Source organism: Yersinia sp. 1652 StPb PI (assembly GCF_041538345.1).
Taxonomy (GTDB): domain Bacteria; phylum Pseudomonadota; class Gammaproteobacteria; order Enterobacterales; family Enterobacteriaceae; genus Yersinia; species Yersinia enterocolitica_E.
Window position 1 is genome coordinate 981,325 of the sequence record NZ_JAULSM010000002.1, and the last position, 23,742, is coordinate 1,005,066.

Below are 23,742 nucleotides of genomic sequence, written 5' to 3' on the forward strand. Positions count from 1 at the left end.
AGTAAGTAACTGCGGTTTTAGGAACGGATGGTGTAGCGAATGTGCAAAATGATATCGCTCAGGCGTTGTAACAGCTCCTGTTGCGTTCCGTTCACATTCGCATTAGGGAAGCGCAGCTCGAAACTGCCATTATCGGTAATATCAATCCCTTCAAAGGGCAGGTACTTACCATCGTTGAAGTCCAGTTGGAACTGGCCACTGTCATTCATGCCGCGCGAAATGGCGATAGCCTCACAGCCTTTGGCGCAGGTTGTCTTATCCCCGGTGTAGCTCAGAACGGCTTGTACATCCTGATATGGCCCTAACACCGCAGGCAGTGTCACGCTAACCTGTTTGATACGACGTTTTTTGCCCAGTTTCATGGTTGCCGGGTAGTCTTGCTCCAATGCCAGATCACGGATGTTGATTTTGGCGCTTAAGATGCCCTCTATGATGCTAATAGGATCACCACTGGTACCCTCTTTGCCTTTGATAGCATCAGAAATTGCGCTGGATAAATCAAAGTTATTGGTGGTAGAGCGATGATAAACTTGCGCCAGCGAAATGGTACGATCCACTTCTAATGCGCGTTCATCTTCCATCAGCCAGATATTTTCCAGTTTTTGCAGATTCAGCATCAGATCTTCACCGGCCAGCAGCCCTTGATATAGATCATTCCAACCTGAGCGCGCGAACAGATGCTGTGTTTTGCTGGTGTCGATATCACGTTCCAGTGCACTTTTTGCCATCAGGCACAGTGGCTGCGCGGCATCGAACAGTTGGTAATACAGACCAGACAGGCGGCCAACCATCCAGTTGTACAGCTCTTTACCGCTAAAGCGGGTGCTCTGCATTTGGTAAACGGCCTGCGCGTGGGATTGCTCCATTTCAGCCAGATTGCTCTGTTTCTGCGCCATTGAGATCTGAAGATCCAGCCCGACGAGCTGCTCTTGCAACTGCTCAACATCTTTCTCGGCCAGGGTTTGCTGTAACTGCCACTCTTGCGCACGGCGCGCATGGTTGGCCCTGATATCGCTGATGTTTGCCCCCTGTTCGATGCCATTAGAGGTGATCTGCATAGATTGACCTGTGGCGTTTGCAACCGCTCCCCAATGAGATCCCCCGTCAGCGAGCCCGAAGATATTAGGTGCCAGATCGAGTGCTGCTCCGACACTGATTGGTACTATCGAGCTCATATTCAGAACATATGCAGCAGTACGGGCTGTTAAAACGTTCTGCTCATCGCTGGAAATACCCTCTTTAAATAATTTCTTATAGTAATCCCGGCGTTCTTCGGCGCTGCTTTTCATCACTCGGGTGGCTTTACGGCTACTTTGCATAAGTTCGATATTGGCATTTTGAATATCGCGGGTTTGCTGCAATACCCGTTGCTGTTGTTGTTGTAACAGTAGCGTCAAGGCTTCGTTATCTTGTTTCTCTAACGCATTTTGTAATGAGTTACCAAACTGCATCACTGAGTTGACGGCACCTTTGGCTCGTTCCAACAGCAGAGGGAAACGATACAGGCTGGTGGCAACAGCAGTTGGGGTCAGAGATGTACTGATCCCGTCACCGGCAGCGTGCTGGCGTTGTAACTCTTTTGGATCAATCGGGGTTGCAAACAGCGGCAGATACAGCGGTTGCCCTTCCAGGCTAAGATTATGGCGCAGGTTATACAGCAGAATGTCGAGCCTATCCCAATAGGAAAGCAGCACTTCGTTGTACGGTGGCAGGAAGTTGCCGTCTGATGTGTTGCCGGAGATGGACTTCGCGTTATCTTTTAAACTCAGATCGTTCCAGTCATGTGCGACAGTAATTTCAGGGCGTGGCCCTAATAATTGGCTGGCCTGCACGTAATACATCTTGGCATCAACCAGAGTGTCGCGCTCCAACTGACGATAGGACTGATTACCACGGGCAATTAATACATCCAGTGTGCGCATAAAGACCGCTAACTTATATTGCATCGGATCTTTCATGGCAATAACGTCAGGGTCGGTTGTTGCCAGTGTGGTATTGCTGTCCCAGTCAGTATCTTTTTGCAGTGGCAATATATTCCAATAGCGGGGTTTATCGCCATCCGTTTGTAAAACACCTTTTTCATTGCGATAGCCGGCACTATTAAACAGGAATTTTAACCAGCGTTCGGCTTCATCAAAGCGTTGTTCGGTAAGGAAACGGGCAGATGCTAATAATGGAATATGGAAGAACAGTTCCCACAGATAAATGCCATAAGACTGGTAAAAGGCTTTCAGAGTAACGGACTCATCTTGTAGGTTGTAATCAAAAAACTTGTCGATGCTGACTTGTAAGTTACTGATTAAATCCAGAGGATCGCTTACCCCCAATTTCGTTGGTTGGTCAGTAATAATAATATTTGAGCCATCAGAGTTATTTTCCCTCTCAGGTATTTTCCAACTGAAGGAAATATGTGTAGGTTTTTCTTTTCCATTCAGTGTAGTCCCCTCTATTATTTTATTTTCAATTCTTTCTACTGAACCATCTTTAAAATGAATGTTTATATGGGTGATGGTGACATGTTCAGCACTTATTGATGTTGCTTTAAACGCTATCAGTTGACTCACTTGTGTATTGATTTCATTATAAACTAATGTCAACGCCCCTTCTGCGGTTAATCCTGTTGGGTTCTCTATTGTTTTTACTTTATAATGATGACCAGTCCCATCAGCATATCCACCATCTATTTTATTTAATTGATTAATATTAAACTTGGTAATTTCATTTTCTACTTCATATTTACCATTATTTACCCAATTGTCATCATCATTTTTATAACAAGAGTTAATATAATTGATGGTTATTTCTTTGTTATCTGCTGATTTTCTAACCTCACTCGATGCCCATGAGAGATGCAATCTATTTCTTTGCCAAAAAACGGTAATATGATCTTTCTGTGAACCATCGATATTACTATTAACTGCCTTCCATTCTGACCAAATGAATTGATTTTTATTTACAGTGCTATCTTCTGCACAACTGCGCCAAAAATACTGATAGGGTTTTTCTTTAGTGCGTCCAATAAAGAAGTGGGTATCTTTTTTAGGTGTGACCAGGTGGCTGATGGTATCCAATCGTGCTAGTTTTTCATAGCTAATCAGATATTTTTGCATCGCTTTCGTCACTGAATTCTCAGTCAATTTAGCCTGGTTAATACTTTGTTCGAACTCGGTAAACAGTTCTGTTTTATTATAACGTAAGGTCGGATCAATATAATCGGCAGCATAGTATTTCAGCTTTTCTTTACCCGCCCAACGAGAGTAACGTTTATTATAAACACTCCAGTTATGCAGGAAGTTATCCGTGCTGAAATGCCTGGCAACTTTATCGGCGGCAGCGTCAGGTTCGGCCCCGTCAATACAGCGTTCAATATAGAGTTGCAGGCTGCTGATAGCTTCGGCAACTTTTGAGGTTTTTACCTCGCTGCCAATTTTGGTATCCAGCAGCAGGTGTTGATACAATTCGTCAGCAGTTTTAATTTCTTTGCCAAATGTTTTTTTGGCCAGGGCATAGTTCACCAATGCGTCACGGCGTGATTCACTGATTTTTTTCAATACGATAGCATTAGACATAATGTTATATCCTATAAGTTTTTAGATTTAAATTAGGTATTACAGGCTGGGAAGAAAGCTTTCAGCCATTATTTCAATCACTGATTTGTCATCATTAGTACCTAATGCTAAAGATTTTAAATTCAGTACATCTTTGTCGGTGATTTTTAGTTGGTCGATCATGTTCATGTGTTTACAGAGTTGGTTTACAGCCATAAAATTTACTGGATATTGTTCAGGGAAGATACTGGCAATCATTTCGTTAGCTTGTTGCTTATCCCAGCCATGAATTTTGACTAGCATCCTTTCTTCTGAAGTGTTAATTTCAGTAATTATTTTATTGTTGTTTTTTATTTTTTCTCTAAGTGATTCTATCTTTTTATCTTCCTGGGTTTTATCAGAATTAATTAAATGCAAGGAGTCATTTAATAGTTGTATTCTTAAGATTTTACTCTGTTTCTCCTTGTTTTTAACTTCCATTTCTGATGTTAGTGTATTACACTCTTCTAGATATTTTTCTTTTTTTCTCTTGTTCACTTCATTATCACCAAAAATACCGGTGCCGAAGAGATCATTAGCTTCTTGACTACTTAAGATGGTTATTTTTTTAATTAAATCTTTTTTTTCAGCGATGGATAATGCTATTTTTTTTATTTCTACATTCAAGTTATGTAATAGTTCATTTGATAATTCAAGCTCTCCTGATATTTTTTTCCGTTGATCATCGATAGGTTTTAGTTTGCTATTTTCTTCTGCTAATTGCTTTTCTAATCCCTTTTGTTCTATCTGTAACTGATCCATATCAGTGTGAGAACTGAATAATGAGAAATAACGCAATGCCTCAGAGACTGGCACTGTTACCTGCTGTTGCCAGGCTTTAAATTCAGCCAGTAAACGCAATGATGATAGGCTAATGCGTAATGGTTGTTCACCGCCATTGAACAATTTTGGTTGCAACAGTAATGCAAGATCTTGTTGAGTCAATCCAGCCCATTGAGCGATCAGCACGTACTGGCTCAGTTTTTGGCATTGAGTCACCAACAGTGGATGATGTTCCAGTTTTTCCACTGTTGGGCGGTTGCTAAAGATCTCAATAACAGCCTGATTGAATTTTGGTCAGTAAATTCACTATCATTGCTTTCCAGCCAACTGACTAAACCGGCGACCACTTCTGTTTTCAAATGGAAACCGGCAGCCAGACTGCGATACAGATTCTGTTTTAATAAGGTAGCATCAGCTGATTCATCGACCGAATGGTAGATATTGGAGAGGAAATTAAACAGCTCCGGTGTGGCGGTTTTGCTGTATTGGGTGGTTAACATGGCGTTGAGTGCGGCAAGATCCAGTTTTTGCTCACTCATCCATTGCACAATATTTTCCAGTAGATTGACGGTAACCAGAACCTGAGATGCATTCTTTTCAGCCATGTTCTGGCATGCTTCAGGTTTTCCGCATAAGGTGAGCAACATTTCCGCTGGTGCGGCGCTCAGGCCAAACAGAGATGCGATAGTCGCCATGCGAGGCTCTTTCTGATCATCATCAGTCACCTCTTGTTTGCCAACCATCATGGTAAACTTATCAGCCGACAGACCATATTGGCGATTAAGCCGCAGATACTCAGATAGTACTGGCAGAATCTGTTCTTCGTTTACACCGCCATCTTGAATACTGGATACTAACGTATTGAGCTGATCGACACTGAGTTTAGTCGCATGGGCCAAACGTTGACGGTTGGCCTCTTGTGTCCGCTTGGTTTTAAGCAACTCATAACTGACTGGATTTAGCCCTAATTGTTCCTGTACCAACGCTGGGGTCAGTTCTAATGCTTGTATATCAGCATTGTCTGCCAACAGAGCTGCAATATTGCGCAAGTTGGTTGATTGACTCTCCAGTACCGCATTGATGATAGTGAGATTATCATCATAAGGCAGGGTGAATGAATCATCGGCAGAGTTAATTGTCGGAACCGACAAGTCTGATAAAGTGATCTGTTCCCGCAATGTTTCCAGCAAAATATCCAGTGTGGAAACTTCTTGCTGCATCATGGTTTCACTCAATACCAGACGATTCAGATCCGGGCGACGTTGATCAATATGCAGTGAGTTCTCTTCGCTGTGTAGCTCTTGCGCAACGTTGTATAGCTCACACAAATAGCGGGCTGGGGAGAATATGGATTGAATCGATGCCGGATCGACATATTTATCTGTTCTTTCTGGAATAGCATTGTCGGCCAGTGCTGTACCTGAGTTCCGCCGAGGGGCTGCCTCTTCGAAGATATGCATTTTTTTGATTCCATTTAGCACAGGATCACTACGTAATTGCTGTGCGCGTTGCTCCGCGTGATTTTTATTCACTTTAATTGACGTGGTATTATTTGTTTTATCTTGCATAACCTACCTCTATCTCTTTAGGGGATGAGAGAGCTCAACATAGCGATAGACTGAGCTCTCTATGGGAACAGTAATTTTTATTAATTTCTAACTTTCACCTCTCGCCATGATAACGATGAGTTTGCTCGCACATACTTGATAAAAGACTCTTTACAGATAGCTCTACTTTTAAAAAAAATATAATAGTCAATGTTGAAATTTATATTTTTATCGCAGCTTATATTGGAAGCACGATAGTTCACTTGTTTTGTATTAAATCCTTCTACTGTCAGTGATATACCTGCCCCTTTTTTGATTAAATTATGTCGAGTTCTGGGGTCATCAACGTTTAATACATTTCCTCTGAAACCTTGTTTTTTCATATGGTTTAAAAAATTCTTAAAACAGCATGAAGAGGAAAAAACAGTGCTTTGTAGTAATGTAAGCTGTTTTAAATGCGCTGATTTATTCGGTAATCCGTTTATATGTGATCCGTATAGCAAAATTGCTTTACAATTGGTGGCTAATCCCACATCAAAACCACAGTCTTTTATTTCTTTGGTGCTTAATATTATATCTAGCTGATTTACGTCTGGAGTGTTCTCCTTTAACGTAATGTTACAGTTGCCGGAATCTAAGAAGTAGTCACACAGAAAACCTGCATGTTCTGATTTAAGTTGATGCGTACCAATATTGATCGCGCCACTTTTGTTTTTTTTGCAGGCCGTGCTAAGTTCAGTTAAACAGATGTACGCAGGGTAAATGTCATTATAAAGTGCTTCTCCCATATCCGTTAGTTTTAGCCCAGTGGTTGTACGCGTGAATAGTTTAAAACCAAGTTCATCCTCGAGTATTTTTATACTCCTGCTCATTGGCGGCGGTGTGGAAAATAATTTAATGGCCGCGTTGGTCAGCGAGCCTTCCTGAACCGTAGTAATAAATACCAGCAAATTTTTTGAGAGAAACATATGCACCACTTTGTTGTAGTTAAATGCGCCATATGTAGACTGCAATATATATTGATATATAATTGTTAGTCTATTTCACATATTGGAAAGGTAGTGGTGATTTTTGTCAACTTGTAGGAATAACATGCATTTACAATCCAATAATAGGTCGGATTATTATCAATGGGATATTTCTCAATCAGATGAGATTAATTCTTATATTGCTATAGAGCATTATATCGCTAATACCTCTAAAGAGGTATTAGCGATATCCCTGATATACCTCAGCCACTCGTTTAAAGTACTCGGTCAAATAGTCGATACAGACCTGAACTTTAAGTGGCATTTTATCTTTCTCGGTATAGAGTGCATATACTGGGCGCGGATCTGAATGGTATTTTTTAAACAGTATTTCCACCTCGCCGCGTTTAATTTCCTCTATTACCCACATTAACGGTGCGTAAGCGATACCGGCACCCGCTTTAAGCCAACAGATCATGGTTTGTGAGTCATTGGTGACAAAGCGGCCCTGGGGCGATATTTGCGTGGTAATACCTTCTGGTGCGATTAGCTCAAAGTTACTGTCTGGTCGCACGCTATATTCCAGCCAGGAGAAATTGGTCATATCACTGGGTTTTTCTGGTGTGCCATGTTGTGCTAAATAACTTTTGGCGGCGCAGACCACCATCGGCATGGAACCAAGGCGGCGTGAAAATAGCCCCGAATCCTGTAATGCACCAACGCGGACCACCACATCTAAACCATCGGCAATTAAATCCGGTGCCGGAATGCCGGTAACCAGATTAACGGATAGGCCGGGATACTCTTTCAACATCTCTGCTGTCATCGTTGCCAGTACATTTTGTGCCATCGTTGATGAGCAGCCGATGCGTAAGGTTCCGGTTGGGGTGTTGTTAAAGGCATAGAGTTGTTCATGGACTTCCTGTACTTCCTGCAACATGCGCCGACAACCCTGATAGTAAATTCGGCCTGCCTCAGTTAAACCAATGCGGCGAGTACTGCGGTTAAGCAGCTTAACATTCAGCTCGGTTTCCAGTTTTGACACTGTTTGGCTAATCGACGACACGCTCATTTCTAACTGCCGTGCGGCGCCAGTAAAAGACCCACATTCAACCACCTTGGCAAATACTGACATCCGTTTTAGTCTTTCCATGGTCCACCCTGAGTTGATTGCTAACGCTTGATTGTTAACTGTAGCTTAAAAGTGATTTAGATCACACATCGTAGATAAGGTGATAATAAGCAGGCTAATATACTGCTGTCGGGAGAATCGTTTTAGGTTTGCAAGCCACGCTGTCGAAGTGTTATCTCGCCTCGCTAAGGTTACAGTCATGTTGCTTAGTTAAGTTTAACCTACAAGTTAGTCTTATGGCTGGTTCACCGGCACCCTATAATAGAAAGGATCTACAGAATGACGTTGCTTCCGGTGATGGTGATATTTGGCCTCTCTTTTCCGCCAATATTTTTTGAGTTGCTCCTTTCGCTGGCGCTGTTCTTTATTTTGCGCCGTGTGCTACAACCTACTGGTATTTATGAGTTTGTCTGGCATCCGGCACTCTTTAATACCGCGCTGTATTGTTGTCTTTTCTATTTAATATCCCGTCTTTTTTCCTGAGGTCGCCGTGAGTACTTTTTCATTAAAAATAATCCGTATCGGCATCACCTTATTGGTGGTTTTACTGGCGGTTATCGCTATTTTCAACGTTTGGGCTTTTTATACCGAATCACCCTGGACCCGTGATGCCAAATTCACTGCCGATGTGGTGGCTATCGCACCGGATGTCAGTGGCTTGATCACCGATGTGCCGGTAAAAGACAATCAACTGGTGCAGAAAGGGCAGATTTTGTTTGTTATTGACCAACCGCGCTACCAGCAGGCGTTGGCTGAAGCCGAGGCCGATGTGGCCTATTACCAAACACTGGCGGCGGAGAAACAGCGTGAGTCCGGTCGGCGGCAACGTTTAGGGATTCAGGCGATGTCACAAGAAGAAATTGACCAGTCCAACAACGGATTACAAACCGTCAGGCATCAGTTGGCAAAAGCTATCGCAGTACGGGATTTAGCCAAACTTGATCTGGAACGCACCACCGTGCGTGCGCCCGCACAAGGTTGGGTGACTAATCTGAATGTTCATGCCGGGGAGTTTATTAACCGTGGCGCCACCGCCGTTGCACTGGTGAAAAAAGATACTTTCTATATTTTGGCCTATTTGGAAGAGACCAAGCTGGAAGGGGTTAAAGCCGGGTATCGGGCGGAAATCACCCCACTGGGCAGCAACCGTATTTTGCACGGTACTGTCGACAGTGTCTCCGCCGGTGTCACCAACAGCAGTAGCAGTGTCGATAGCAAAGGGTTGGCGACGATTGACAATAATCTGGAATGGGTGCGGTTGGCGCAACGAGTACCGGTGAAGATCCGTTTGGACAGTGAAGATCAACAGCATCCCTATCCCGCAGGGACGACGGCTACCGTGGTGATAACCGGGGCGACTGATCGCAATCCTAATCAGGCTTCGCCGATTGTTAAGTTGATGCATCGCCTGCGTGAGTTCGGCTAAGATGAACAGCCCGACCTTTATTCGCCTGCGCTTTGCGTTCAAACTCAGTTTTGCCATTGTGGCCGCGCTGTTTCTGGGCTTTCATCTGCAATTGGAAACACCACGCTGGTCGGTGCTGACGGCGGCCATTGTTGCTGCTGGCCCGGCATTTGCTGCGGGCGGTGAGCCATTCTCTGGTGCGATTCGTCACCGAGGCTGGTTACGTATTATCGGGACATTCATCGGCTGTATCGGTGGTTTGGTTATCATCGTTCTGACTATCAGAGCACCAGTATTAACCCTGATGCTTTGCTGTTTGTGGGCTGGCGTTTGTACTTGGATCTCCTCACTGGTTCGGGTTGAGAACTCTTACGCATTCGGGCTGGCGGGTTACACCGCGCTGATTATCATTGTCACCACCGGTGAAACGCCATTACTGACACCGCAGTTTGCAGTCGAGCGCTGTAGCGAGATTGTGCTGGGGATCGTCTGCGCGGTGATGGCGGATCTGCTGTTTTCACCACGATCGATCAAGCAGGATATTGATCGTCTGGTCGATAAGGTGTTGGTAGATCAATATAAATTATTGCAGTTATGTATTCGTCCGGCAGAAAAAAACGATATCGATCGCGCCTGGAATGATCTGGTTAAAAATACCACGGCACTGAATGGGATGCGTAGTTATCTGATGATGGAATCTTCCCGCTGGCAGCGCTGTAACCGCCGCTTACGGGTATTGCACACGGCGTCATTAGCCCTGATCACTCAAGCCTGCGAGACCTATCTGGTATTGATCAATCATCCTGACTTACTCAGTGCCGAGCTGAAAGCGATGCTGAGTGAACCGGCAGAGACGCCGGCTGAAATTCATCAGCAGATGAAGAAATTGCGTCAATATATTGGCGGTAGTCACAGTGCGGCGATCCCTGCGACCATCAGCAGTTGGGTGGGGGCGGCGACACGCTATTTATTGCTATCAAAAGGGATTCATACCAACAGCAGTATCAGCCGGGTGGAAGAGGGTATTCTGGACGGCGATGAGCCAATCAAACATGTTTCAGCCGAAGGTCATCATGCGATGATCAATGGCTTGCGTACCGGTATTGCTACGGCGATCGGCGGCCTATTCTGGCTGTGGACTGGCTGGACATCCGGGGCGGGCTGTATGGTCATGATTGCGGTGGTGACCTCACTGGCAATGCGCACCCCCAATCCACGGATGGTGGCGATCGACTTCCTGCTAGGGGTGATTATGGCGCTACCTATTGGGGCGCTCTATTTCATGTTTATTATCCCTGCGACCCAGCAAAGTATGCTGTTGCTGTGTATCAGTCTGGGATTACTGGCATTTATTATTGGTATCGAAGTGCAAAAGCGCCGTCTTGGCTCGCTGGGAACATTGGCCAGTACCATCAATATTATGGTGTTGAGCAACCCGATGGAGTTTAATGTCAGTATGTTCCTCGACAGTGCGCTGGGGCAGATTGTCGGCTGTTTCGTTTCTCTGATTGTGCTGTTGTTGATCCGCGATAATGCCAAGGACCGAACCGGCAGAACCTTGCTAAACCGCTTTGTTTACAGCGCTGTATCGGCATTGACCACCAATAAAGCCCGCCGCAGCGAAAATCATCTACCGGCGTTGTATCAACAACTGAATCAATTATTGATGATGTTCCCCAGTGATATTGATAAGTATCGACTGGCATTAACGCTGATCATCGCCCATCAGCGGCTCAATAACACCGAGATCCCAGTTAATGCTGAATTGAGTGCTTTTCACAAACAGATCCGCTATACCGCCGATCGGGTTATCAATGCCAAAAATGACCAGAAGCGGCGCTATTACTTTGCTCGCTTACTACAAGAGTTGGATCAATATCAGCAGAAATTAGTCGATTATCAATCGCCTGATTCTGTTATCCGCCCGGTAAAGCGGTTGGCGGATATGTTGCATCGTTATCAGAGTGCGCTTATCTAGCGATACTCTTCGTCCTTGAAACCACAGGGTTGTTAGCGGCGCTCACTTACCCGAATCACTGACCTGAGTCAGCTCATCGGGATGCGCTCACTGGCTGCCTACCTGCGATTCCAATGACTTTGAGTATCTCCTTTGGAGTGAAATCACAGGGTTGTTAGCGGCGCTTACTTACCCGAATCACTGACCTGAGTCAGCTCATCGGGATGCGCTCACTGGCTGCCTACCTGTGATTCCAATGACTTTGAGTATCTCCTTTGGAGTGAAACCACAGAGTTGTTAGCGGCGCTCATTTACCCGAATCACTGACCTGAGTCAGCTCATCGGGATGCGTTCACTGGCTGCCTACCTGCAACTCCAAGTTCTTTGGGTATATACTTCATAGTGAAGCAACCTTCCTCGCCCTCCATTAATGGGGGCATCCTTTCCCTCAGGAGGTCGACAAGATGTCAGCACAAAATCTATTACGCGATCCATTGCAAAATCCATTACAAAACCAACGACACAGCGACGGTGTGTACCATATCGGCTATTTTGTTGGTGGTAAATGGCATCAGGCGCAGGACACTTTCGACGTACATAACCCTGCTACCGGCCAGTTGGTGGCGAAAGTGGCTAAATCGGGTACCCAAGAAACTGAAGCCGCGATTAAGGCCGCCAGTGCGGCTTTCCCCGCCTGGCGAAAAACACCCGCCAAGCAGCGAGCGGAAATTCTTCAGCGTTGGTATTTGTTGATTATGGAACATCAGCAATCATTGGCTGAGATAATGGTTTCTGAGCAAGGTAAACCATTGAAAGAAGCCTTAGGCGAGGTCGCCTATGCCGCCAGCTTTATTCAATGGTTTAGTGAGCAGGCCAAACGTGCCAATGGTGAGATTATTCCGCCAGCCAAAGAGGGGGCACGCATTCTGGCTACTCGCGAACCGGTTGGTGTGGTGGCGGCCATCACGCCGTGGAATTTCCCGCTGGCAATGTTAACCCGCAAACTGGGGCCAGCATTGGCTGCCGGTTGTACCGGATTGATTAAACCGGCCAATAACACGCCGTTATCCGCGTTTGCTTTGCTGGCATTGGCAGAGCAAGCCGGTGTGCCTGCTGGCGTACTCAATGGTGTTGCGGGCGATACGCATGCCATCAGTGATGCCATCATGGCCAGCCCGGAAGTGCGTAAAATCTCCTTTACCGGCTCAACCGAAGTTGGCAAAACCTTAATGCGTAATGCCGCAGCCACCATGAAGAAAATTTCCATGGAACTGGGCGGTAACGCGCCATATATCGTGTTTGATGATGCTGATTTGGATGCCGCAGTTGCTGGTGCGATGGCATGTAAATTCCGCAATGCCGGGCAGGTGTGCGTGTGCGTCAATCGCTTCTATATTCAGGATGGCGTGTATGACGAGTTTGTCAGCCGTTTAGCCACTGAGGTTAAAAAACTTAATGTTGGTAATGGTATGGATAAAGACGTCAATATGGGGCCATTGATTAATATCGCCGGGCTGGAGAAAGTCGAGGATCACGTCAAAGATGCGCTTGAGAAGGGCGGTCGCCTGCTGGTGGGGGGCAGTCGTCATCAACTGGGGGGGAATTTCTTCCAGCCTACAGTTATTGCCGATGCTAATGAGCAGATGAAAGTCGCCTCTGAAGAGACATTTGGCCCACTGGCTGCCTGCTTCCGCTTCAAAACCGAAGAGGAAGTTATCAAACGGGCTAATGACACGCCGTTCGGGCTGGCAGCTTACTTCTATACTCAGAATCTGCAACGTGTATTCCGGGTTTCAGATGCGTTGGAAAGCGGTATGATTGGTGTCAATGAAAGTTCAGTTTCTACTGAGCTGGCACCTTTCGGTGGTGTTAAAGAGTCTGGCCTTGGCCGTGAAGGGTCAGTGCTGGGGTTAGATGAGTTTATGGAAGTCAAAACCTTGCATTTGGGTAATTTATAAATTGGATTGGTGAATAAAACGTGGGCATGGGTTATCGCAATGAGCAGCACAACAGTTATTGGCAGCCTGAGGGTTAAGGAGAACCATGAATAAACGACTTATGGCCATTCTGGGCGCGATACTGTTGCTGGCAGTGGCGGCATTGCAGGGGATTGGCGGTGTCACGGCGCGTGATATCGGCCAATCGGCGGATCTGGAACGCCCACCTTTATCGGCACCTGCATCGATTGAACAATTGACCCAGCACCAGCAGGTGGCTAAATACCTACAAGTGCATCATCGCCTGCCGGATTTTTATCTTACCAAGCAGCAGGCGCGTGCGCAGGGCTGGGATCCCAAAGACGGCAATCTGTGTAAAGTATTGCCAGGCAGAGCGATTGGCGGCGATCGTTTTTCTAACCGTGAACGCCAACTGCCTGAGGCGAAAGGCCGTAACTGGCGTGAAGCCGATGTTAATTATCGTTGTGGGCATCGCGGTAGCGATCGTTTGCTGTACTCCAATGATGGCCTGATTTATCTAACTCAGGATCACTACAAGCGTTTCATTCGGATGGAGTGAGAAGATGGTAAAAGTGGTATTTGATTTTGACCATATATCCGATCTTCCTGCATTTTACCGCGCATTTTGCCAAAAATTTGCGCTGAGCGAAGATTTTGGCGCCAATCTGGATGCTCTGTGGGATGTGGTCACCGGTGAGATAGCCTTACCGGTAGAGATTGAATTTATTCATTTCAATCACCGCCACAAACGCCGCTTTGGTGCGATTGTGCTGCTGCTTGAGGAAGCGGAAGAGGAGTTAGCAGGCAGCCTGCGTTTCAATATAGTGTGAATTAGCCTTCTTGAGTCGGGAGCCGAGTCAGACCCGGCCCCGCCCGATTATTGCTGCTTTTCAGACAGTTCACGCAGATATTGGAAGATCTGACGGAATGATTTCGGCGGCTTGTTAGTGGCTTTCTCTTTCTGGGCATTACGTATCAGGCTACGCAGTTGTTGGCGATCCGCATCTGGATATAGATCCAACACCGTAGGGATCGCGACATCACCTTCTTCAACCAAACGGTCACGCAGCATTTCCAGCTTGTGGAACAGCGAGATTTGTTGGTTATGGCGATTTTTCAGCTTATCCAATGCGGTTTGGATAGGTTCTACATCACGGGCACGTAGCATTTTACCAATTAACTGGATCTGGCGGCGGCGGCCTTCTTTCTTGATTTTCTGTGCCAGTTCAACGGCTGCCAGCAGATCTTCATCCAGTTGGATTTTCTCCAGCGCATTTTTACCCAGCTCAACCAGCTCGGTGCCGAGTTCTTTCAGTGCTTCGGCATCACGTTTAATTTCACTTTTACTGACCCAGATAATTTCATCGTCATCTTCGTCTTTATCTTCTGGGACTTCATCTAGCCAATCTTCGGGCTGTTTGTTCATGGTCAAATTCCTTAAAAAGAGGCTAATCGTAGCAGGTTGTTGGCTTTCTGCGAAATAGTACAAAGATCTCTGATAGACTCAGAACCATGGCGTTCTATATTGTATCCGTGTAAGTCGTCGTGTTACGACTCTTTCCTGAACGATTATCTCATTAATTATGGCAGACTGATGAAAGTAGTCACTCAAGTTGCAGAACAGCGTAAAACGCTGGAACAAGCGGTTGCACAGGCTTTGGAATTGGCCCGTGCGGGTTCTGATGCGGCCGAAGTCGCTGTAAGTAAAACCACCGGAATTAGTGTCAGCACTCGCTTTGGTGAAGTGGAAAATGTGGAGTTCAACAGCGATGGTGCGCTGGGAATTACTGTTTATCACCAGCAGCGTAAAGGTAGCGCGTCTACCACCGATTTAAATCCAGATGCAGTCGCCCGCACGGTGCAGGCTGCGCTGGATATTGCTCGTTACACTTCACCTGATCCTTACGCTGGCGCGGCAGATAAATCGCTGCTGGCTTTTGAGGCGCCTGATTTGGATCTGTTCCATCCGAGCGATTTGGATGCAGAACAAGGTATCTTGCTGGCCGCCCGGGCGGAGCAGGCTGCATTGCAGGCCGATAAGCGGATTACCAATACCGAAGGTGGCAGTTTTAACAGCCATTATGGCATCAAGGTGTTTGGTAACAGCCACGGCATGTTACAGAGCTATTGCTCAAGTCGCCATTCGCTTTCCAGCAGCGTTATCGCTGAACATAATGGTGATATGGAGCGAGATTACGCTTATACCATTGGCCGGCGGATGGAAGATTTAGCCAGCCCGGAATGGGTTGGTGAGGAGTGCGCTCGTCGTACTTTATCCCGCTTATCGCCACGTAAACTGCCGACCATGCAATCACCGGTGCTGTTTGCCGCTGAAGTGGCGACCGGTTTGTTTGGTCACTTGGTTTCGGCGATCAGCGGCGGCAATATCTACCGTAAATCGACCTTCTTGCTCGATCATTTGGGTAAACAGATTTTACCTGAGTGGTTAACTATTGAAGAGCACCCACATTTACTGCGTGGTCTGGCTTCGACCCCGTTCGATAGTGAAGGTGTGCGTACTTTACAACGGGAAATCGTTAAAGATGGGATACTGCAAACCTATCTGTTGACCAGCTATTCAGCCCGTAAACTGGGGCTGCAAAGTACCGGTCATGCTGGTGGCATCCATAACTGGCGCATTGCCGGTCAGGGGCAGGATTTCGCCGGAATGCTGAAGCAATTGGACAAAGGTTTGGTGGTAACTGAACTGATGGGCCAGGGTGTCAGTACCGTAACCGGTGACTATTCCCGCGGCGCGGCAGGTTTTTGGGTTGAAAACGGTGAGATTCAGTATCCAGTCAGTGAGATAACGATTGCCGGTAATCTGAAAGATATGCTGCGTAATATCGTCAGCGTAGGCAGTGATATCGAAACCCGCAGTAACATTCAGTGTGGCTCTGTTTTATTACCTGCGATGAAGATTGCGGGCGAATAACATCGTGTAGCTTCACATCTAAAGCTGGCATTGGTTGCTGGCTTTTTTTTTGATTTTTATTCAGCCCTCATCTCATTTATTAATTGATTACAAGAAATCATTGTCAGTTTCAGTGTCTATTGCCTATGTTAAGTGTGAGCAATGTACTAATGATCAGTATTTCAATAACAATAATCCCATCCCCAATTTGGTCTTGCTGCGAAACCCTGCTGCAACGCCACGTTAGAAGGGTATAGAAGGAATGTGAGCATGGGTAAGAAAATGATGGCGTTAATGGCGGCGGTGTTACTCAGCGCCAGCACTTTAGCGATGGCTGCCAGCGTGGCTGATAACATGGAAACCATTGCTGATAATTACGGCAAAGTGTTGAAGGCTGACTCTACTGATGTGATGAAGCAAGGCTTGCAGGCGATGCGTGCAGCGGCGCAGGATGCACAAAAGGGCATACCTACCAAGTTGAAGAGTAAAGGCGAGGGTAGCGCGGAGGTGAAGGATTTCCGTCATGGTTTGGACTTATTTATCGGGCAGATTGATGGTGCGCTGGCATTAGCGAATCAAGGCAAGCTCGATGAAGCTAAAAAAGCAGCGCAAGACTTTAAACCGACCCGCGATACCTACCATAAAAAGTATCGTTAATAATCCCTTTCACCCGAATCACTAACTTGAGTCAGTGATTCGGGGCTTGTCCATTTGCCGCCTGGCGGTAACGCCAATGGCTTTGGTCATAGTGTTAGCGGTGATATTCACCGGCTGCTTCTGGCTGGTACAGCAGTTCTAACACAGTAATGCGGGCTTCATCCCCACCTGGTAGCTTCCAACTAATTTCATCATTGACGTGCAGCCCCAGCAATGCCGCGCCCAGCGGAGCCATCACTGAAAGTTGTTCGTTACTGTCTTTTAGCGATGCCGGATACACCAGCGTGCGGATATGCTCTTCCTGGTTATTCAGATCGCGAAAACGCACACGGCTATTCATGGTCACCACATCTGCCGGAATGGCGTTTGGTGGCAGAATTTCTGCACGATCCAGTTCTTCATTGAGCGCTTGAGCGACCACTGTACCGGCAAAAGCCGGTTGCGCCAGTAACGCATCCAAACGTTCAGCATCCAGCTCGTTAATCGTGATGGTTGGCTTGGTCATACTACTCTCCAATTCAATTTCAACAAAACATATACCCGTCATACTTCAAGCTGCATGTGTGTTAGCTGCGCTCAATAACCCGAATCACTTACAACACAGTAAGCTCATCAGGATTATCTCCCTTGCCGCCTTCATGCAACTCGAATTATTTAGGGTATAAAAACAACACCCCCGCGCCATAGGAGAGGGGGTGTTAGAAAATAGCTAAATATTTATCTGATATTAGGCGCTTCTGACTAGAAAAGAAAGAGATCAGGATCACGAACTTTTTTCCACTACAAACCGCACTGACGTATTTATATAAAAGTTATTTTGTTGTTAATGATTAAGTTAACTATCTAACAGGCGTTTTTTGCGAAAGTGATCCCACCGGTACATTACATTTCCACTTTGAACTGGAAAAAAAGCCGCTACACAGCTATTCCGCTTGCAGGTAGGGTGATGTTACAGCGCAGAGAGAAGATAACTGAACTTATCTTTATCGTCAGAAAGTTGTTACAGACCTTAAATAATTCGAGTTGTGGGTAGGCGGCAAAGGAGTGAGTCCCTGAAGTAAGTCACTAGGGCGAGAAAACGCAGCCAACGGCCCTACAACCTGAAGTATGACGGATATAGCAAAAATAGGGGATTGCCAGCGTGAATGATGTAGCCGCATTAAATGCCGCCGAGGAACCTGGAAAAGAAGAGGTAATGATTATTACTGAGCGGGTATTAGCTGAAATTACCGCGATGTTAAATAGTGAAAATATTTTTACCAATAAAGTTCAGCAACAAATGTTGACATCACATATTCGTGCCATGGTATTGCGTTCCATAACTGGTGAGCCATTACCTGAAGTGGATAAATCATTATTTGATGAGATTTCAGCACATTCGATGCAAATGGCCCAGCAAGTGGTCGATAAATTTGCCAATTTGCCCATTGAAGAAGCCTATTTGTTGTCGGTGCATTTTGAAGTAGCGAAAGACAATAACCCATAAAACAGTGATCTGGAGAAGTGACTATGAGTCAAATTACCGTTGTGATTGGCGACCGTTTAGGTAAAGGCCAAAAAGTGGGCCAGGGTGTTGAATTGGCTGGTGGCCGCGTAGTGGTTATTCCCGGTGTTGCCGCAGACATGAAATTGGGTGATGTGATGAACAGTGAAAAAGCTGACTTTGGCATTTCATTCTGCGGCAGTGGCGGTGCGGGTGCTATTACGGCGCAAAATAAATATGGTTACAAAGCAAAATACGGCATGCGTTCTGTGGAAGAAGGCGTGACGGCAATAAATGAAGGCTGCAAAGTGCTGGGCTTCGGATTTATGGATAAAGAAGAATTAGGCCAGAGATTAGTCGAAGCTTATATCAAGAAATACGGTCAACCGTAATGAAAGAGCAATATACCACTCAGGTGCAAGTGAAAGGTAAAGGCGATACTAAGGAAAAAGCTTTCGCTAACGCACTCGGTAATGTCCAGAGTACGGTGTTGAAATCGACACAAAATATTCTGTTACGGATTGAGCCACAAGACGTAAAAGTATTAAACGCAGAATTATCAGTTAAAAATGAGAAGTTTTTATTCTTTTTCCTGCCGCGTGAAAGAAAGACATATAGCGTTGAATTAGATATTACCGTGAACGTGATAATTATTAATACGGATAAGGTCGTCTTCATATCTAAATGAAAAGGATATACTGATGTTTCTAATCATTCTTTTTAAGTCGATTATTATCGGCGGACTGGTCGGTGTGGGGGTAGGTGTTGGGGCTGCCCGTATGTTTCATGCACCGACAATACAGGGGATGGGGGCATTTCGTACCTTGGGCGAACTGAACTCATGCGAGGGAGATCCGGCGTCGCACTTCTCCTTTGGATTAGGCTTCTTCTTCAACGCCTGGGCCTCTTCGGTGGCAGCAGGTGCCTTTACTCAGGATGTCGACCACCGCATCATTCCTAACTGGGGTGCCGCCGCATTGATGATTAAAAATCGTAATGTAGCGGAAACCATGCATAACCCGAAAAAGATGGCAATTGCCTGCGGGATTATCGGGGTTATTGTTGTCAGTTTCCTAAACACCACTGCTTCTGCGGTACCAGCAGCATTACAGGTTACGGCCATTAAAGTATTGGTACCAGCAGCAAATATTCTGGTTAACACTGTGATGCCGGTTATTTTCTGGCTGGCGGCTATTGATGCCGGGCGTCGCTCTGGTTTCTGGGCCACTATTTTTGGCGGGTTGGCTCAGCTAATTATGGGTAACGCCGTACCTGGTCTGGTGTTGGGTATTTTAATTGGTAAAGGTGTTGAGGAAAGCGGCTGGAATAAAGTGACTAAGATCATGATGACAGTGATTGTTCTGTTATTTGTGCTCAGTGGTTTCTTCCGCGGATTCGATCTGAAATTCCTGGAGTCATTTAGCCTGAGCGCGCCGGTTTGGCTCGATACCATTCATAACGCATTGAGCGGAAAATAATACAACGAGAGGAGCTTGATGATGGATGAACAAACCAAGAATAACTTCTGGTATGCCGACTGGTCATTTCCGATCTTTGTAGGATTATTATCCTCCGGCGTATTTGCAGGTACTCATATGTATTATTTATATGGTATCGGTGCATTTAACGAAGTGGCATTTGTTTCAATGCTACGTGCTGGTATGGATACCGGTGTTTATGGTGCGGTGGCTGCATTTGGTGCCAGCTTCTTATTCGCCCGTATTATTGAAGGTTCGCTTGTCGGTATTTTGGATATTGGTGGCGCGATTCAAACCGGTGTCGGTCTGGGTGTGCCAGCATTATTACTGGGTGCCGGATTTGTCTTCCCGGTGGCTAATTTTGCCGCCTCACTGGTAACCGGCCTGATTATTGGTTTAGCTATCGGCTATCTGATTATTTTGGCGCGTAAATTTACGATTAACCAAAGTAATTCTACTTATGGTGCCGACGTTATGATGGGGGCCGGTAACTCCTCTGGCCGTTTCCTCGGGCCATTGATTATCCTGTCAGCCATAACAGCATCAATTCCAATTGGGATTGGTTCTTTAGGTGGCGCTTTACTGTTTTATCTGTGGAATAAACCAATTACCGGCGGCGCGATTTTGGGTGCCATGATTTTAGGGTCTATTTTCCCAGTCGCTATTTCATGATGTCAGGGGTAAATATTCAAATTACCGGATATTTACCCTGCTAACACTGCTGCAACGTCAAGTAAGAAGGACATAATGGAGAATAAAGATAATGTATGACTTTATTATCACACGCGCACTATTAGTTGACGGCCGTCAGGTTAATATCGTAATTAATGATGGGAAAATTGTGGCCGTCGATGCGGCTATTGCCACTGAAGATAATAATCAAGCCGAGCCTTCAGTTTCTTGCGCTAAAAAAGTGTTGGATTTGGCCGGGAAATATTACATCAGTGCTGGCTGGATTGATTCCCATGTGCATTGTTACCCCGCATCTCCTATTTATCATGACGAAGCTGATTTGGTCGGAGTCGCCAGTGGCGTGACGACGGTGGTGGATGCCGGCAGCACCGGTGCCAATGATGTGGATGATTTTTACCGCCTAACCCGTGCCGCCAAAACCCATGTTTATGCTTTTCTGAATATTGCGAAAACCGGCATCGTGACGCAAAACGAATTAGCGGATATGGCGCAGATTGATAAGCAAAGTGTCAGTCAGGCTATTGGCCGTAATCCTGGTTTTATTATCGGTATTAAAGCCCGCATGAGCAGCAGCGTGGTCGGTAAAAACGGCATTAAACCGTTGGTGCGAGCCAAAGAGATTCAACAAGAAAATAATCAGCTACCCTTGATGGTACATATTGGCAATAACCCGCCGGACTTGGATGAGATTGCCGACTTGTTAACGCAAGGCGATATTATTACTCACTGCTATAACGGTAAACCCAATCGTATTCTGACCCCTGCCGGGACCTTGCGTGATTCTATCCAACGCGCATTGAAACGCGGTGTATTACTGGATGTTGGGCATGGCAGTGCCAGTTTCAGCTTTGATGTTGCCGAACTGGCCATCAAGCAAGGTATTTACCCGCACACCATCAGCTCCGACATCTATTGTCGCAACCGTATTAATGGGCCAGTGCACAGCCTGGCGACGGTGATGTCCAAATTTTTCACCCTCGGTTTGAGCCTTAAACAGGTTATTGCTTGTGTGACAGAAAATGCCGCGCAAGCCCTGCATTTGACTCACAAAGGGATGCTGGCAACGGGCTATGACGCTGACCTGACGATTTTTGAGCTGAAACAGCAACTTCAGCTATTCAGTGATTCAGAAGGTAAATCGGTTACCGGTGAGACATATCTGGTGCCACTGGCGGCGGTCGTTGCTGGTGACGTAGTATTAACTGACGAAGGGAAGTCAAAAGATGTCTTCAGTATATGAAAAATACCAGTTAAAACATGTAATTAATGCTTCTGGTCGCATGACGATGTTGGGCGTTTCAACGCCACGGCAGGATGTGGTTGAGGCGGTAGATTTGGGCCTAAACCATTACTTCGAAATGAAAGATTTGGTCAATAAGACTGGTGCTTACATTGCTGATTTGCTGAATGTTGAGAGCGCGGTGGTTGTCTCCTGTGCTTCTGCCGGTATTGCTCAGTCGGTTGCTGCGGTGATCGTGAAAGATGATGCCAATTTGCTGGTTAATCTGCATGCTGCCCCGCGCGCAGTGCCGCATGAAATTGTTCTACCGAAGGGCCATAACGTTAACTTCGGTGCGCCGGTCGATACCATGGTGACGCTGGGGGGAGGCAAAGTGGTGGAAGCCGGTTATGCCAACGAATGTTTACCGGAACAGTTGGAAGCGGCGATCACGCCAAATACTGCGGCGATCTTGTATATAAAATCCCACCATTGTGTACAAAAAAGCATTTTATCTGTTGAGCAAGCGGTAGTGATTGCGCGCAAGCATCAATTGCCATTAATTGTTGATGCGGCTGCAGAAGAAGACTTGCAATGTTATTACCAGATGGGTGCAGATTTGGTGATTTACAGTGGTGCCAAAGCTATTGAAGGGCCAACCAGCGGGCTGGTGTTAGGCAAGAAGACCTATATTGATTGGGTGAAGTTGCAATCAAGTGGTATTGGCCGGGCGATGAAAGTGGGTAAAGAGGGTATTCTCGGCCTGACCCATGCTATTGAAAGCTATATGACGCTGGAAAAAGAGACCGGCCAGCAAATGATAGAAAAAATGACACCATTTATCAGTCAGTTAAATACCATTGACGGTGTGTCTGCGAAAGTAGTTTGGGATGCTGCCGGGCGTGATATTGCCCGTACTGAAATCAGTTTTGATGAAGCTAAAATGGGGCGCTCGACACCGGATCTGGTGGATGCGCTGAAAAATGGCGATATTGCTATCTACTTCCGCGCTTATAAAGCTAATGAAGGCAAAATTGAAGTGGATGTGCGCAGTGTCACGCCATTGCAACTCGAGATTATTTATACCTGCATTAACCGCCTGGCTAAGGGAGCCTGACTGATGAAATTGACCCCGAATTATTACCGTGACCGGGTGTGCCTGAATGTGCTGGCCGGTTCAAAAGAGAATGCACGCGAGATTTATCAAGCCGCTGAAGGCCATGTTCTGGTGGGAGTGTTATCGAAGAACTATTCGGATGTCGATAGCGCAGTCAAAGATATGCGCGAATACGCGGCTGTTATCGATAATGCCCTGTCGGTAGGGTTGGGCGCGGGGGACCCGAAGCAATCAACAATGGTCAGCCAGATTGCGCAGCAGGTTCAACCGCAACATGTGAATCAAGTGTTCACCGGTGTTGGCACAAGTCGTGCTTTATTGGGGCAGCATGATACGGTGGTTAACGGCCTGATTTCGCCGACCGGCAAAGTGGGTTACGTAAATATCTCCACCGGGCCACTCAGTTCACAGCAAAAGGAAGCGATTGTTCCAGTGACCACCGCCATTGCTATGTTGAAAGATATGGGCGGCAGTTCGCTAAAGTTTTTCCCAATGAACGGGCTGGACGCTATCGATGAGTACCGTTTTGTGGCTGAGGCTTGTGCTGCTACCGGCTTCTGGTTGGAACCCACCGGCGGCATCAGTCTGGATAATTTTGAACAAATCGTACAAATCGCACTGGATGCCGGGGTAACGAAAATTATCCCGCATATCTACAGTTCGATAATCGACAGCAAAACGGGCAATACTCGCCCAGAAGATGTGCGAGCCTTATTAGCTATCGTGAAAAAAATAGTACCGTAATTATTTGATTTACCTGATATAAACTCACTGGCGGTGAAGGCCTGTGTTGCCGTGTGAGATAACGCTCCCCCTCTGGCCATGGTGGCGGGGGGGATGCCCA

23 protein-coding genes are annotated in these 23,742 nt (G+C 46.2%); 16 read left to right on the forward strand and 7 right to left on the reverse strand.

The window, feature by feature from the left end; all coding sequences use genetic code 11:
• Positions 1-17: 17 nt before the first annotated feature.
• The 5 genes from Q2T71_RS20970 to aaeR all read right to left on the reverse strand — a co-directional run bounded on the left by Q2T71_RS20970 (position 18) and on the right by aaeR (position 8,038).
• Entirely contained in the window at positions 18-3,569 is a 3,552-nt protein-coding gene (locus Q2T71_RS20970; protein WP_372560405.1) for a neuraminidase-like domain-containing protein, read from the reverse strand.
• 39 nt (positions 3,570-3,608) lie between these two features.
• Entirely contained in the window at positions 3,609-4,616 is a 1,008-nt protein-coding gene (locus Q2T71_RS20975) for a hypothetical protein (RefSeq protein WP_372560406.1), read from the reverse strand.
• Positions 4,583-5,938 carry a Tc toxin subunit A gene (locus Q2T71_RS20980; RefSeq protein ID WP_372560407.1) on the reverse strand — a complete coding sequence of 452 codons (1,356 nt, stop codon included), beginning with the start codon at positions 5,936-5,938 and terminating at the stop codon, positions 4,583-4,585. The genes Q2T71_RS20975 and Q2T71_RS20980 overlap by 34 nt, the downstream gene beginning before the upstream one ends.
• Positions 5,939-6,018: 80 nt before the next feature.
• The gene (locus Q2T71_RS20985; RefSeq protein WP_372560408.1) at positions 6,019-6,885 is read right to left on the reverse strand and encodes a LysR family transcriptional regulator; all 867 of its coding nucleotides are present in this window, start codon (positions 6,883-6,885) and stop codon (positions 6,019-6,021) included.
• 241 nt (positions 6,886-7,126) lie between these two features.
• On the reverse strand, positions 7,127-8,038 hold the full coding sequence (gene aaeR / locus Q2T71_RS20990) for an HTH-type transcriptional activator AaeR (RefSeq protein ID WP_372560409.1): 912 nt from the start codon (positions 8,036-8,038) through the stop codon (positions 7,127-7,129).
• 258 nt (positions 8,039-8,296) lie between these two features.
• Here aaeR and aaeX point away from each other — a divergent pair, with 258 nt between their 5' ends.
• The 6 genes from aaeX to Q2T71_RS21020 all read left to right on the forward strand — a co-directional run bounded on the left by aaeX (position 8,297) and on the right by Q2T71_RS21020 (position 14,167).
• Complete coding sequence (aaeX, locus tag Q2T71_RS20995) at positions 8,297-8,500, forward strand: p-hydroxybenzoic acid efflux pump operon protein AaeX (RefSeq protein ID WP_372560410.1); 204 nt, start codon at positions 8,297-8,299, stop codon at positions 8,498-8,500.
• 7 nt (positions 8,501-8,507) lie between these two features.
• Complete coding sequence (aaeA, locus tag Q2T71_RS21000; protein ID WP_372560411.1) at positions 8,508-9,443, forward strand: p-hydroxybenzoic acid efflux pump subunit AaeA; 936 nt, start codon at positions 8,508-8,510, stop codon at positions 9,441-9,443.
• 1 nt (position 9,444) lies between these two features.
• Positions 9,445-11,400 carry a p-hydroxybenzoic acid efflux pump subunit AaeB gene (aaeB, locus tag Q2T71_RS21005; RefSeq protein ID WP_372560412.1) on the forward strand — a complete coding sequence of 652 codons (1,956 nt, stop codon included), beginning with the start codon at positions 9,445-9,447 and terminating at the stop codon, positions 11,398-11,400.
• A gap of 443 nt (positions 11,401-11,843) precedes the next feature.
• On the forward strand, positions 11,844-13,337 hold the full coding sequence (locus tag Q2T71_RS21010; protein ID WP_372560413.1) for an NAD-dependent succinate-semialdehyde dehydrogenase: 1,494 nt from the start codon (positions 11,844-11,846) through the stop codon (positions 13,335-13,337).
• Between the two features lie 85 nt (positions 13,338-13,422).
• Positions 13,423-13,896 carry a ribonuclease gene (locus Q2T71_RS21015; RefSeq protein WP_372560414.1) on the forward strand — a complete coding sequence of 158 codons (474 nt, stop codon included), beginning with the start codon at positions 13,423-13,425 and terminating at the stop codon, positions 13,894-13,896.
• A 4-nt stretch (positions 13,897-13,900) separates the two neighbouring features.
• Positions 13,901-14,167 carry a barstar family protein gene (locus Q2T71_RS21020; RefSeq protein ID WP_083162214.1) on the forward strand — a complete coding sequence of 89 codons (267 nt, stop codon included), beginning with the start codon at positions 13,901-13,903 and terminating at the stop codon, positions 14,165-14,167.
• Positions 14,168-14,214: 47 nt separating this feature from the next.
• On the opposite strand, the gene yjgA is transcribed toward Q2T71_RS21020, so the two are convergent.
• Positions 14,215-14,763 carry a ribosome biogenesis factor YjgA gene (gene yjgA, locus Q2T71_RS21025; RefSeq protein ID WP_083162216.1) on the reverse strand — a complete coding sequence of 183 codons (549 nt, stop codon included), beginning with the start codon at positions 14,761-14,763 and terminating at the stop codon, positions 14,215-14,217.
• 168 nt (positions 14,764-14,931) lie between these two features.
• On the opposite strand from yjgA, the gene pmbA reads away from it, so the two are divergent.
• Positions 14,932-16,272, forward strand: coding sequence for a metalloprotease PmbA (pmbA, locus tag Q2T71_RS21030; RefSeq protein ID WP_372560415.1), 1,341 nt, complete (start codon positions 14,932-14,934; stop codon positions 16,270-16,272).
• A 249-nt stretch (positions 16,273-16,521) separates the two neighbouring features.
• Positions 16,522-16,908 carry a cytochrome b562 gene (gene cybC, locus Q2T71_RS21035; RefSeq protein ID WP_083162220.1) on the forward strand — a complete coding sequence of 129 codons (387 nt, stop codon included), beginning with the start codon at positions 16,522-16,524 and terminating at the stop codon, positions 16,906-16,908.
• A 94-nt stretch (positions 16,909-17,002) separates the two neighbouring features.
• Here cybC and rnk read toward each other — a convergent pair whose 3' ends face one another.
• Positions 17,003-17,413 (reverse strand): nucleoside diphosphate kinase regulator, encoded by a 411-nt coding sequence (gene rnk, locus Q2T71_RS21040; RefSeq protein ID WP_372560416.1) that lies wholly within the window; start codon positions 17,411-17,413, stop codon positions 17,003-17,005.
• Positions 17,414-18,049: 636 nt separating this feature from the next.
• On the opposite strand from rnk, the gene Q2T71_RS21045 reads away from it, so the two are divergent.
• The 8 genes from Q2T71_RS21045 (at position 18,050) to Q2T71_RS21080 (ending at position 23,642) form a co-directional block, all read left to right on the forward strand.
• A complete protein-coding gene (locus tag Q2T71_RS21045; RefSeq protein ID WP_083162222.1) occupies positions 18,050-18,394 on the forward strand; it encodes a PRD domain-containing protein in 345 nt (114 codons plus the stop codon).
• A gap of 23 nt (positions 18,395-18,417) precedes the next feature.
• Positions 18,418-18,783: a glycine-rich SFCGS family protein gene (locus tag Q2T71_RS21050; protein ID WP_004878063.1), complete on the forward strand. Its 366-nt coding sequence runs from the start codon at positions 18,418-18,420 to the stop codon at positions 18,781-18,783.
• Positions 18,783-19,079, forward strand: a complete 297-nt coding sequence (locus Q2T71_RS21055) for a DUF4312 family protein (RefSeq protein WP_372560417.1) — start codon at positions 18,783-18,785, stop codon at positions 19,077-19,079. The genes Q2T71_RS21050 and Q2T71_RS21055 overlap by 1 nt, the downstream gene beginning before the upstream one ends.
• Positions 19,080-19,092: 13 nt before the next feature.
• On the forward strand, positions 19,093-19,869 hold the full coding sequence (locus Q2T71_RS21060) for a DUF4311 domain-containing protein (protein ID WP_004392358.1): 777 nt from the start codon (positions 19,093-19,095) through the stop codon (positions 19,867-19,869).
• 21 nt (positions 19,870-19,890) lie between these two features.
• Positions 19,891-20,541 carry a DUF4310 family protein gene (locus Q2T71_RS21065; protein ID WP_032896643.1) on the forward strand — a complete coding sequence of 217 codons (651 nt, stop codon included), beginning with the start codon at positions 19,891-19,893 and terminating at the stop codon, positions 20,539-20,541.
• A gap of 91 nt (positions 20,542-20,632) precedes the next feature.
• On the forward strand, positions 20,633-21,802 hold the full coding sequence (locus Q2T71_RS21070; RefSeq protein ID WP_372560418.1) for an amidohydrolase/deacetylase family metallohydrolase: 1,170 nt from the start codon (positions 20,633-20,635) through the stop codon (positions 21,800-21,802).
• Positions 21,786-22,898, forward strand: coding sequence for a DgaE family pyridoxal phosphate-dependent ammonia lyase (locus Q2T71_RS21075; RefSeq protein WP_372560419.1), 1,113 nt, complete (start codon positions 21,786-21,788; stop codon positions 22,896-22,898). Before Q2T71_RS21070 ends, Q2T71_RS21075 begins: the two co-directional genes overlap by 17 nt.
• 3 nt (positions 22,899-22,901) lie before the next feature.
• Positions 22,902-23,642: a KDGP aldolase family protein gene (locus tag Q2T71_RS21080; RefSeq protein ID WP_372560420.1), complete on the forward strand. Its 741-nt coding sequence runs from the start codon at positions 22,902-22,904 to the stop codon at positions 23,640-23,642.
• Positions 23,643-23,742 lie beyond the last annotated feature (100 nt).